This window comes from Nocardia sp. CA-290969, assembly GCF_050936135.1.
Taxonomy (GTDB): domain Bacteria; phylum Actinomycetota; class Actinomycetes; order Mycobacteriales; family Mycobacteriaceae; genus Nocardia.
Map to the genome: position 1 here is coordinate 646,961 of NZ_JBNJNJ010000001.1, position 12,168 is coordinate 659,128.

Consider the following 12,168-nt stretch of genomic DNA (forward strand, 5'->3'; position numbering starts at 1 on the left):
TCAGCTCCGGCTCCGCAGCTCCGCGAGCACCTTCTCGGCGTGCTCGACCCGGATGTTCTTGTCCTGGATGAGTTGCGCGACGACGGTATCGAGTTCGCCGGTGCTCGCTCCGGCGGTCACCGCGACGGTGCGGGCGTGCAGGCTCATATGGCCGCGCTGGATACCCTCGGCGGCGAGTGCGCGGCAGGCGCCGAGGTTCTGCGCCAGCCCGACCGCGACCACGACCTCGGCGAGTTCGCCGGCCGTCTGCACGCCGAGGATTTTTATCGCCGCCTGCGCCACCGGGTGGGCCTTGGTGGCTCCGCCCACCAGCCCCACTGCCATCGGCACCTCGAGGGTGCCGGACAGATGTCCCTCGGCGGTCTTCTCGAAATGCGACAGCGCCGTGTATCGCCCGTCGGGGCCGACGGCGTGCGAATGGCAGCCCGCTTCGACGGCGCGGGTGTCGTTACCCGTGGCCAGTACCGCGGCGGTGATGCCGTTCATGATGCCCTTGTTGTGCGTGGCGGCGCGGTACGGGTCGGCTTCGGCGAGCGCCGAGGCGTGCACGATATCGTCGACGACCTGCTGCCCGCCGAGTAGTTCGCGGTCGAAGACGGCGCGGGCGCGCACGATGCGCCGGTCGGCCTTATTGGTGAGAATTCGCAGCAGGGGCCGCCCACCGGCGATGGCTGCCAGCCGGGGCGCGATCGCTTCGGCCATGGTGTTGACCGCGTTGGCGCCCATCGCGTCGCGCACATCGACCAGCAGGTGCACCACCACATGGGTACCGGTGCGGGTCGGGACCAAGCGGACTCGCAGGTCCCGGGCGCCGCCACCGAAACGGACCAGAGTGGGGTCCTGTTCGTTGGCGAGCTCGACGACAGCCGCGCTGTGTTCCAGGATGCGCAGGCGGGCCGCTTCGGGATCGGCGAGCTCGAGCAACTGGATCTGCGCCTGCATCACCGGCCCGGTACCGGAGGTGAAGAAGCCGCCCTGCGCGCGGGCCATTCGCGCGGCATTGCTCGCGGCGGCGACGACCGACGGCTCCTCGGTCGCCATCGGAACCAGATAGTCCCGGCCGTTGATCCGGAAGTTGGTCGCGATCCCGACCGGTATACCCAGCACGCCGATGACGTTTTCGATCATGTGATCGGCCTGTTCGGTACCCAGGCCGCGGGCGGGTTCGAGGACGTCCAGGTCCGCGACAGCAATCCCGGTCCGTTCGGAAACCACCGCGCGCCGCTGCCCGACGGACGAATCCTTGAATCCGGGAATCCTGCTGTTGACGGTCACTGCACCCTCCATCTCGCGGGCCGCCGCATCCGCGACCCCGTCGAATATTTGCCGGATCCGACGCTACGGTTGCGATGTAACGCAGGACATGTAGGCAAAGCACATAGAACTGGGATCCTTGTGTGCGGAGAACACAGCCGGCTCACGGCTGGGTTACCGAGCGCAACTCGTCCAACCTGGTGGCGAGCGAGATGCGGAACAGCTGTTCGTCCTGCCGCCAATCCGCTCCGAGCAGGACTTTCAGGCGGTCGAGGCGCTGCAGAATGGTGTTGGTGTGATAGTTCAGGGCGCGCGCGGTCTTCGTCGGGCTCGCTTCGTGCCGTACGAAAGTACGCAGGGTGGTGAGCAGATCGGTGCCGTGCCGCGCGTCGTAGTCGACCACCGGCCCGATGGTGAGGTCGAGGAATGATTGCAGCGCCTCCGGATTCGCGCCGAACAGCACCGCGTACGGGGCGTACTCGGCGGTGGTCACCGCGCGATCGTCGATATCGAGCCCGGCCAGCAGGCGCACGGTCTGGCGGGCGGTGCGGAACAGCTGCGGGAGCTCGTCGGGAGAGGTGGCCCGCGGTGCCGCCACCACCAGTACCGGTGCGCCGAGCGCACCGATGAGGTGGGTCCGGAGGTCCCGGGCGAGCATCAGCGGATCGGCGGCCGTTCCGATGACGGCGAGTGTGGCGGAGTACTCGCCCACCAGTCCGCCCGTGCCGAGGAAGTCCGCGGCGCGGCGTTGCGCGATCGCCCGGCGGGCCGGTGGCACCTCGACGATGAGAACGCAGGTCAGTTCCGCGAGTGCGAGGCGCTGATTGCGGGCTCGTTGCTCCAGATCGCGGCGCCGATCCGGTGAGGTGTCCAGCAGATCGGCGATGAGTTCACCGCGCTCCCGCCGGTACGCCTCGGTCACCGCCCGCTGTTGCAAGGCGAGTAGAGCGGCGACCTGGGCGGCCCGCTCGATCGTGCGCCGCTCCACCGCGCCGAGAACCACACTGCCCGGGGAAAGCAGCAGGGCGCCGAAATACAGATCACCGGCCGTCACCGCCGCGACCGCCTCGACCGACCTGTTGTTCTCGACCGACCGGCAGTGCCCACTCGACCGGCTCAGCGAGATCGCGGACCGCACCTGCGGCGACAGGCTCACCGTCACCTGCTCCTGCTCCGCCGGGGCGGAGGTGGCGATCGGGAAGGACTCGGTGTCGACGATCGTCACCCGCCGGTCCAGCGCGGCCGCCAGGGTCCGCGCGACCTGCGGGAACCCGCCGCCGGACAGGACCGCGTGCACGAGTTCCTGGTGCACGGCGCTCGATCGGTCGCGGGCTTCCAGATGCGCGGTCAGCTTCTCCAGCGCGCCGCGGGTGCGCTCCTGCGATTCCTGGAGCTGGGCGAGGATATTCGCCGTCTGCAGGACCACCGAGGCGTGGTCGGCCAGCGCCGAGAGCAGGGCTGTTTCCTCCGGAGTGAACCGGTGCTCCTGCCGGGTCGCGGCGAAGAGCACCCCGAGCACCCGGCCGTCGGAGAGCATGGGTACACCGAGAATCGAGACGATCCCTTCCGCGAAGACGGCGTTGTCGATCGTGTCCTCGTGGGTGCCTTCCACGTACTCGCTGTATCGGGCCACCCACTGGGCCGACCGGGTATCCGCGATCCGGCTCGCCAGGCCGGTGCCGGCCGGCACGTGCAGATTCTGGAACTGCGGGGTCACCGATCCCATCGTCTTGCGGACGTGCAGGTCGCGGGTCGTGGGGTCGAACTCCGACAGGTAGGTCACATCGGTACCCATCATCTCGTGGGCGCGTGCCACCAACCTGGCGAGCAGTGCGTCGATATCGCGGACTTCGGCCAGATCGCGGGCACTGGAGTACAGGGCGGTGAGCTCCTGCTCGCGCCGCCGCAACCGCGCGACCTCGGCCCGATCGCGACCTACCCGGTCGACGATTTCGCCGATCGTCTCGCCGCCCAGCCCCAGCCCGGTGAGCGAGCTCGCCAGCGCGCCGACGTCCGGCTCGCCGCGTGTGACGGTGCGGAGCACCTCCTGCACGATGCGCGCGACGTCACTGCTGTCCATGGGTACAGACTCCCCTGCACGGTGGCCCGGGCGGGAGGCGGGCCCGGACCGGAGGCGGACGTGCGGGGCGCGAGCCCGGGCCGGTCCGGCCCTGGCCCGGACTGCGGTTGCGCCGGCCGGTCGCCTGCGTCGCGATCGCGCCGGATCGTGGTCATCTGCTCGGCGCCGCCCGGCGTCGACCAGCGCGACCGGGAGCTGCCGGGCAGGGTGCCGAGGCGGTCCGCGGGATGCGCGACCGGATCCGCTCCCGCGTGGCAGCGCAGCTCACCGAACCGCGCCCGGCCCGATCGGTATCGCTTCCCGGAGCGGCGGGACCGGGTTCCGGGTTTCCGATCGGAGATAGCTGCGAGTGAGGACCGCGGATCGGAGCCGGCAGAACCCGGCGGCCTCGGCCGGGTCGAGACCGGTCAGCTTCGCGATGCGCTGCAGCCGGTAGTCGACTGTGTTGGTGTGCACGTGCAGTGCGCGGGCGGTGCGCCGGCGATTGAACTCGGTGGCGATATGGCATTCGAGGGTCCGCAGCAGTTCGGGATGCGCGTCGAGCGGGTCCAGTAGTGCCCCCAGCGATTGCCGGGCCGGGCCTCGTCGGGTGAGCTGGAACTCCAGGGCCAGGTCGGCGAAGCGGTGCAGGCCTTGGCGATAGCCGAGGCGGTACACCATGTCCAGTAGATCGCGGGCCTGCTCTGCCACGGCGGGAATACCCGGGCCCGACCCGGTGACAGCGGCGGCGAGGACCGGGATGCCGAGTGCGTCCGAGAGGCGGGCGATCAGCTCTTGCGGTGGGTGGTCTCGTGCCGCGTTCTCCGGCAGCACGATCGTGCCACCGTTGTCGGAGACCTGGGACAACGCCGTGGCGTCGTAGAGCTCGTCGAGGATGTCCCGGACGCGGACGGCATACGTTCCCGGGCGGTGGTGCCCGGGCGACTCCGGACCGTCCGAATCCGGGACCGTCATCAACGACAGCACCGTATAGCCGGCGGTGAGATCGATCCCGATTTCGCGTGCGACCGCGGACGTGCGGCGGCCCGCCAGCAGTGTGGCGGCGAGTGTGAGCGCGCTGCTGCGCTGTTCGTCGACGATCGCCTGTAGTTCGCTGAGATAGGAACGGGACAGTGTCGCCGAGATCGTGCCCAGTGCCTCGAGCAGCGTCCGGGTCGTGCGGCGCAGGCTCTCGAAGGCGTCTTCGGCGGCGGGCAGGTGGTCTGTCGAGGCGATACCGAGCAGGAATCCTCGGCACACAGTGTGATGAACCTCTTCGAGCGACCGGCCGCTGCGCGCGCTCCGGGCGGCGGCTTGCTGCAATCGCGGCAGATCGAGTTCGGGTAGCGCGCCGTCGAGGATGCTCTGGGCGCATTCGATACACATTCGCAGGATCATGGATTACCTACTGGCTGGAGCTTTGTCCCGGAGAGGCAGTTACGCGCGGGTGCATTTCGCGGCGGCCGATTCGATGGACGAGAGCGGAACACCCCTTCGAGAGCTGACGCGTGAATGGAGAGAAGATTGCTCGTTAATTCAGAGAATAACATTCTCGTAACGCGGCAAACATCCTCTCTTGATAAGCCCCGTTGCGCCGGAATTCACCGGTTGGTTGCTCACCCCGTCGCGTTCGGCGGCCTCCACGGGATCCGCAGTCCGACTGGTGTGCGGCCGCCGGCCGTCCGGTGCGGCTCCGTCGGTGCGGCGGCGATCAGTCGGGCAGTCCCGATACCCGTTCCACGACCACGAGCGGGATCTCTCGTTCGGTCTGCTGCTGATGTGCGGCCATATGCGGGAAGCGCTCCTCCAGCATCCGGAACAGCCGCTCGCGCTCGGCCCCGGCGGCGGTATGCGCGGTACCGGTGAACAGGTCGATTCCCGCCGGAGTGGGCCGCTCGATGATGACCTGCGGATTGGCGAGGATATTCCGGTACCACGCCGGATGTTCGGCCGCGGCCATATTCGACGCCCACAGCACGATGCGATCCGCACCGTCGATCAGGTAGCCGAGCGGCACGATATGTTGCCGCCCGCTGCGCCTGCCGACGGTGGTGAGCAGAACGAGATCGGACCCCTTCAGCATCCCTTCCATCGTGATCTCCCCGCCGTTGGCGCGGAAATTCTCCACCACGGATTGATTGAACGCGCGCATATCACTCGGCAACGACATCTGCCGGATACTAGTGCCCGCCGGTGACCGACTGTCGTAGCCGCTCCCTCATGAACGCGGACCGCGGGACCCGGAGCCCGCGGCCGGGCGGCTCAGTGGTCCCGGATCTCGAGATCGATGATCTGCAAATCTTTTTCGATCTGGGCCCGGGTGTCGAGCAGGAGCGGGACGAAGGTCCGGTCCACCAGGCCGGTGAAGCGGGCGGCGTGGCTGGACAGCGATATCGCGCCGATCGCGGCACCGGCGCGATCGTTGATCGCGACCCCGACGGCCGCGACGCCCCGTTCGGTTTCCTCGAAGTTGATGGCGAATCCACGTGCCGAGATCTGCGCGAGAGTTTTCGTCAGGGAACGGAATTCGTCCTCGTCGAGGCCCGGGGTGCCGCCCGGGCCCGAGCGGCGATACAGCTGGCGCAGTTCGTCCTCCGGCAGTGTCGCGAGCAGGGCCTTCCCGCCCGACGCCCGGTGCGCCGGCATCACCACGCCGTCGCGATCGTTGGTGGCGTACACCGATTGGGCGCGGACCGTGCCGAGGAACCGGACGGTATCGCGGACCCGGATCATCAGGTTTGCCGATTCGCCGCTGCGCCGGGACAGGACTTCGAGGTGGGGCTGGCAGAGCGCGCGGAAGGTTTTGGTCCAGGCGAGCCGGGCCGGCGCGGCGTCCAGGGAGGGGCCGGGGAAGTAGACGTGGGATTCGTCCTGTACCGCGAAGCCGCGGTAGGCGAGGGTCTGGAGCAGCCGGTGGGCGCTGGAACGGGAGATGTCCAGATCGGCCGCGGCGTCCATCACCCGCAGGCTGCCGTAGTCGCGCAGCAGTTGCAGCAGGCGGAGTCCGCGGTCGAGGGAGCCTACGGCGCTGGGCGGGCGTTCGGGCAGTGGCGGGTTGCGCATAGCGGAATCTTATTCCGTCCGCCGGGGCGCTGCACTCATGCTTTCCCGCATGATTGAGTGTGACCTGGATAACGGTGTCCTGGTGGTCGGTGGAGGCATCGGCGGTCTCGCGACCGCACTCGGCCTCGTGCGCGCGGGCCGGAAAGTCGTGGTAGTCGAGCAGGCCGGCGAGTTCGGTGAGATCGGCGCCGGTCTGCAGCTCGGTCCGAACGCCACCCGGATCCTGGATTCGTGGGGATTGCTGGACCAGGTGCGGGCGGCCGGTGTGGCGCCGGAGAATATCGCTATGCGGGACGCGATCTCCGGTGCGGAGATCGCCCGGCTTCCGCTGGGACCGGATTTCCGCGCCCGCTACGGCACTCCGTACGTGGTGATCCACCGGACCGACCTGCACGCGATCCTGCTGGACGCCTGCCGCCGGGCCGGCGTCGAACTGCTGACCGATGTGCGCATCGAACGGGTCGACACCACCGATACCGGGACCGTCGCCCACGCCGCCGACGGCCGGACCTTCGCCGCCGCGGCCACCATCGGGGCCGACGGGCTGCATTCGGTGCTGCGACAGGCCATCGTCGGGGACGAACTCCAGCCGTCCGGGTACGTCGCCTACCGCGGCACCGTCCCGGTCGACGAGGTGCCCGCGGGTGATCGCGAACTCGACGATGTGCTGGTCTGGGCCGGGCCCGGCTGCCATCTCGTGCAGTACCGGCTGCGGTCCGGGGAGGTGCTCAACCAGGTCGCGGTGTTCGAATCGCCGGGCTTCCTGCGCGGCGAGGCGGACTTCGGCGGGGTCGACGAACTCGACGCCGCCTTCGCGGAATGCCATCCGCAGGTGCGGGCGGCGATCGCGCATATCGGCAAACAACGCCGGTGGCCGCTCTACGACCGGTTGCCCGCCGACGACTGGGGTCACGACCGCCTGGTCCTGACCGGTGACGCGGCCCATCCCATGCTGCAGTACCTGGCCCAGGGCTGCTGCCAGGCGCTCGAGGATGCGAACACCCTGGAAACGCTGGTCCGCGAACGCGCCGGCGATATCGAATGGCCGGAGGTGATCCGCCGCTTCACCGCGGCCCGGATTCCGCGCACGGCCGAGGTACAGACCAAGGCGCGCATGTTCGGCGAGATCTGCCACGCCCGCGGCGTGCACCGCCACGTGCGCAACGAACTGCTCGAGCGGCTCGATACGGCCGACCTCTACGACCACGCGGATTGGGTCTACCGGGGACCCCTCTTCGCTCCGGTACCCGAACCGGTTCACTCCTGAGTCCGAACTCTCTCTCAGACAAGGTATTTCGCTCATGCGTCTAGCAGTTCTCGACGGCGATCGCGCCGCCGTCGTCTCCGGTGGTGACGTCTACGACGTCACCGAACATCTGCCCACCACGCCCGGCCCCTACGGCGGACCTTGGCTGCCGTGGCTCGAACAGGGCGGCCGCGCGGCGGATCTCGCCGCCGTCGACCTGTCCGCCTGCCCCGTCCAACCGCTCGGCGGCGCCGCGTTACGGGCGCCGATCTCGCGTCCGGGCAAGATCGTGGCGGCGCCGGTGAACTATCTCGATCACAAGGTCGAGATGCACGAGCAGAAGACCATCGCCGAATACGGTGTCTTCCTCAAGGCCAACTCCTCGGTGATCGGCCCTGGGGAGCAGGTCGTGCTCCCGTACAGCGATATGCGGACCGACCAGGAAGGTGAGCTCGCGATCGTCATCGGCCGCACGGCCCGCAATGTGAGCGTCGGCGATGCGCTCGACCACGTCTTCGGTTACACCGGCGTCCTCGATATCACCGTGCGCTCCACCGAGGACCGGTCGACCCGCAAATCGTTCGACACCTTCACCCCGCTCGGGCCGTGGATCGTGACCGCCGACGAGATCGGCGACCCCGACAATCTGCCGCTGCGCTGCTGGGTCGGTGACGAACTGCGCCAGCAGACCGATACCGCCGAGCTCATCTTCTCGGTCGCCGAACTCGTCGCCTACAGCAGTTCGGTGATGACGCTGTATCCCGGCGACATCATCGCGACCGGCACACCCGCCGGTGTGGGCCCGCTGTCCGACGGCACGCGGATCCGCTTGGAGATCGGCGGTATCGGAACCCTGGAGGTCGGGGTCACGGCGCGCGACGCCATCGCCTACGCCGAACGTCCCGGCGCCCGGCACGACGTGCGTGTGGCAAGGGGATAGGACCATGGATATCAAGTCTCGGATCGAATCGTCGCCGATGCGGCCGGTGCAGTATGCCGTGGTCGCGGTATGCGTGCTGCTGAACATGCTCGACGGATTCGATGTGCTGGCACTGGCGTTCAGCGCTTCGCATATCTCCGACGAATGGGAGCTGTCCGGTTCCCAGCTGGGTGCGCTGCTCAGTGCCGCGCTGATCGGTATGGCGGTGGGGTCGATCGTGATCTCGCAGGTCGCCGATATCGTCGGCCGCCGCCGGACTATCGTGGTGTGCGCGTTCGTGGTCGCGGCCGGGATGGCGCTGTCGGCGGTGGCGACCGGTTTCGCGATGCTGCTCGTGGTCCGGGTGCTCACCGGCCTGGCGATCGGCACCCTGCAGGCCTGCCTGAACGTCATGGTGGCCGAATACTCGTCGGCCCGCTCCCGGTCGACCGCGATCAGCGTCTACACGGCCGGTCAGCCGATCGGCGGTACGGTCGGCGGCATCATCGCGGGTGTGCTGCTCGCCCAGTTCGATTGGCGGGCGGTATTCCTGTTCGGCGCCGGAGCGACCCTGGTGACGGCGCTGGTCGCCCTCGCGGTGCTGCCGGAATCGCTCGACTACCTGCTCACCCGGCGCCCCGCGAAGGCGCTCGAACGGGCCAACGCCATCCTGGTGCGGCTCGGTCAGCCGGAACTCGACACCCTGCCGCCGGCGCCGGGGCGGGCCCGGGGTTCCGCCGGACATTGGAAAGAACTCGCCACCGGTGCCAACCCGGTCACGACCCTGCTGCTGGGGTTCAGCTTCTTCGTCCTCATGGCGGGTTTCTATTTCGCCAACTCGTGGACCCCGAAACTCGTCACCAGCAGCGGGTTCACCGACGCCGACGGGGTGCAGGCGGGTGTGCTGTTCAGTGCGGGCGGTATCGCCGGTGCGCTGATCTTCGGACCGCTTGCCGCCCGGTTCGGGGTCCGGCAGACCCTCACCGCGCTGTTCGTCCTGGCAGGCGCCGCCTTCGGGCTGTACGCGGTTTCGGTGGAATCGCTGAACGCGGCCTTCGTGACCGCCGCGCTGCTCGGCCTGGCCACCAGCGCGGTGATGGCCGGCATGTTCTCGATCGGGCCCATGTACTACGGGTCGTCGGTCCGGGCGACGGCGGTCGGCCTGATCATCGGTCTCGGCCGGGTGGGCGCGATCGTATCGCCGATACTCGCCGGTGCGCTGCTCGATATCGACTGGGCGCCGCGCAGTATCTACTTCCTGTTCGTACTGCCCATGCTGGCCGGCGCCGTCGCGATCTACGCCATGCGCACCCGGCGCCCGGTGCTCGCGGAGAACCGGGACAAGGCCGCCGAACCCGGGGCCGACCCGGACGCCGCGGTCGTCGTGCACTGACCGGCGCCCCTGAAACCTGCCCACTCCCTTCTGTCGAGGAGTATTTCGTGACAAGCGAGAACACCACCACCGCGGAACCGACTGCCGAACTCGACCGCCTCTACGCCGATTTCGCGCGCAATTCGACCGCACCGCTGTGGACCCAGACCACCGATCTGATGCCCCCGGCCCCGGCGCCGGCCGCCGTGCCGTACGTGTGGAAATGGTCCGAGCTGCTCGATATTGCCCGGCGCTCGGGCGAATTGGTGCCGGTGGGCCGCGGCGGCGAACGCCGCGCGATCGGATTGGCCAACCCCGGCCTGGCGCCCACCGCGTACGCCACCCCCACACTGTGGTGTGCGATCCAGTGGCTCGGCCCGCGCGAGACCGCGCCGGAACATCGGCACGCCCAGAACGCTTTCCGCTTCGTGATCGAAGGCGAGGGCGTGTGGACGGTCGTCGACGGTGACCCGGTCGCGATGCGGCGGGGTGATCTGCTCATGACGCCGGGCTGGTGCTTCCACGGCCATCACAACGAAACCGACGAGCCGATGGCCTGGATCGACGGACTCGACGTCCCGCTCGCCCACGACCTCGATTTCGGGTTCTTCGAGTTCGGCCCGGAAACGGTGACCGATACCAGCACACCGCCGATCTCGCGGTCCGAGCGGTTGTGGGCCCACCCCGGCCTCACGCCCCTCTCGGCGCAGGACCCCGCCGGTTCGACCCCGATCGCGGCCTACCGCTGGGAACACACCGATCGCGCCCTCACCGAACAGTTGCTCCTGGAACAGGAAGGCCACGCGGCCACCGTCGAACCCGGTCACGCGGCGATCAAATACACCAACCCGGCCACCGGCGGCGATGTGCTGCCGACCATCCGCTGCGAATTCCACCGGCTGCGCGCCGGAGCCACCACCGCGCCGCGCCGCGAGGTCGGTTCCTCGATCTGGCAGGTGTTCCAGGGCGACGGCCGCGTCACCTTGGGCGGCGCGGAAAGGACCCTGACCACGGGCGATCTCTTCGTCGTCCCGTCGTGGGTGCCGTGGTCGCTGGACGCGGAGACGGAACTGGACCTGTTCCGCTTCTCCGACGCACCGGTGGTGGAAAAGCTGCAGTATCACCGGCCACGGTGAGCAAACCGGTTCGATGAGCCGGGCCCGAACAGTTGCGCCCCACCGCCCGATCAGCACGGGCAGTGGGGCGCATTCCGGTGTTCCGGTCAGCGCGACACCTCCGCGCTCACTTCGGTCAGCATCGACCGCAACCATTGGTGGGCGGGGTCGGCGCGATGGGTGGGATGCCACCAGAACGCCTCCACCAACGGCACGACCTCCCAGGGGCAGGGCAGCACCCGGACGTTCGCGGCGGCGGCCAGCCGGTCGGCGAGGCGGCGTTGCAACAGCGCGACGCAGCGGGTGCCGGTGACCATGAACGGCACCGCGAGGAAACTCTGCACCACCACCCGGATATCGGGTTCGATGCCGATCATCCGCAGCTGCCTGGCAGCTGGAGTGAATGCGGTCGGGGCGTGATAGGTGACCACCCAGGGCAATTCGGCGAGCTGTTCGAGCGTGACCGTATACCCGACCTCGGTGTTGTCCGCCGACACGATCAGCACCCAGCTGTCGGTGAACACATCGATGGACGGCATATCGGTGAGGAAGCCGTGCGGCAGGAAGGTGCCGTCGGCGGTGCGCAGCGATTCGGGGGCCTGGTCGACATGGGCGCCGGTCTGCTGGTCCAAGCGCAGTCGTACGCCCGGGGCCCGTTCGGCGAGGACGGTCGCGAGCTGGTCGCAGAACACCGTGGCCGCGTAGTCGGAGACCAGCACGGTGAACTCCCGGCTGGATGTGGCGGGGTCGAACACGGGGACGGCGTCGAAAACCCGCTGGATCCCGACGAGCGCCGCGGCGGCCGGTTCACGGAGTTGCTCGGCCAGCGGGGTGAGTTCGTAGCGGTTGCCGCTGCGGTGCAGGAGTTCGTCGTGGAAATGGCGGCGCAGCCGGCGCAATGCGGCCGAGACCGCGGGCTGGCTCAGGCCCAGGTTCTCGGCGGCCCGGGTGACATTGCGTTCGGTGAGCAGCGCGTCGAGGGTCGTCAAGAGGTTCAGATCCAGATTTCGCAGCGAGCCGGCGGTCATACCTCGAACCATAAACGGTGTGGATGGTGAACATAAGCAATCCGCTCTTCCGTGATGGTGACCTGGGTCGCAAAGTGGTCCCTACCACCTCGCCGGGGAGGACCGGGCGAGG

10 protein-coding genes are annotated in these 12,168 nt (G+C 68.7%); 4 read left to right on the top strand and 6 right to left on the bottom strand.

Annotated elements, in window-relative coordinates:
- The 5 genes from ACQEVO_RS03050 to ACQEVO_RS03070 all read right to left on the bottom strand — a co-directional run bounded on the left by ACQEVO_RS03050 (position 1) and on the right by ACQEVO_RS03070 (position 6,376).
- A complete protein-coding gene (locus ACQEVO_RS03050) occupies positions 1-1,275 on the bottom strand; it encodes a hydroxymethylglutaryl-CoA reductase, degradative (protein WP_432908661.1) in 1,275 nt (424 codons plus the stop codon).
- 142 nt (positions 1,276-1,417) lie between these two features.
- Positions 1,418-3,334 (bottom strand): helix-turn-helix domain-containing protein, encoded by a 1,917-nt coding sequence (locus tag ACQEVO_RS03055; protein WP_432908662.1) that lies wholly within the window; start codon positions 3,332-3,334, stop codon positions 1,418-1,420.
- A 264-nt stretch (positions 3,335-3,598) separates the two neighbouring features.
- On the bottom strand, positions 3,599-4,711 hold the full coding sequence (locus tag ACQEVO_RS03060) for a PucR family transcriptional regulator (protein ID WP_432908664.1): 1,113 nt from the start codon (positions 4,709-4,711) through the stop codon (positions 3,599-3,601).
- Between the two features lie 313 nt (positions 4,712-5,024).
- Positions 5,025-5,483 (bottom strand): nitroreductase/quinone reductase family protein, encoded by a 459-nt coding sequence (locus ACQEVO_RS03065; protein WP_432908666.1) that lies wholly within the window; start codon positions 5,481-5,483, stop codon positions 5,025-5,027.
- A gap of 92 nt (positions 5,484-5,575) precedes the next feature.
- On the bottom strand, positions 5,576-6,376 hold the full coding sequence (locus ACQEVO_RS03070; protein WP_432908668.1) for an IclR family transcriptional regulator: 801 nt from the start codon (positions 6,374-6,376) through the stop codon (positions 5,576-5,578).
- Between the two features lie 49 nt (positions 6,377-6,425).
- On the opposite strand from ACQEVO_RS03070, the gene ACQEVO_RS03075 reads away from it, so the two are divergent.
- The 4 genes from ACQEVO_RS03075 to ACQEVO_RS03090 are packed head-to-tail and all read left to right on the top strand — an operon-like array spanning position 6,426 to position 11,049.
- Positions 6,426-7,643: an FAD-dependent monooxygenase gene (locus tag ACQEVO_RS03075; protein ID WP_432908669.1), complete on the top strand. Its 1,218-nt coding sequence runs from the start codon at positions 6,426-6,428 to the stop codon at positions 7,641-7,643.
- Positions 7,644-7,677: 34 nt separating this feature from the next.
- Positions 7,678-8,562 carry a fumarylacetoacetate hydrolase family protein gene (locus ACQEVO_RS03080; RefSeq protein WP_432908671.1) on the top strand — a complete coding sequence of 295 codons (885 nt, stop codon included), beginning with the start codon at positions 7,678-7,680 and terminating at the stop codon, positions 8,560-8,562.
- Between the two features lie 4 nt (positions 8,563-8,566).
- Entirely contained in the window at positions 8,567-9,934 is a 1,368-nt protein-coding gene (locus ACQEVO_RS03085; protein ID WP_432908673.1) for an MFS transporter, read from the top strand.
- 47 nt (positions 9,935-9,981) lie between these two features.
- Positions 9,982-11,049, top strand: a complete 1,068-nt coding sequence (locus ACQEVO_RS03090) for a cupin domain-containing protein (protein ID WP_432908675.1) — start codon at positions 9,982-9,984, stop codon at positions 11,047-11,049.
- Positions 11,050-11,135: 86 nt separating this feature from the next.
- Here ACQEVO_RS03090 and ACQEVO_RS03095 read toward each other — a convergent pair whose 3' ends face one another.
- Positions 11,136-12,056: a LysR family transcriptional regulator gene (locus ACQEVO_RS03095; protein ID WP_432908677.1), complete on the bottom strand. Its 921-nt coding sequence runs from the start codon at positions 12,054-12,056 to the stop codon at positions 11,136-11,138.
- Positions 12,057-12,168: the final 112 nt, after the last annotated feature.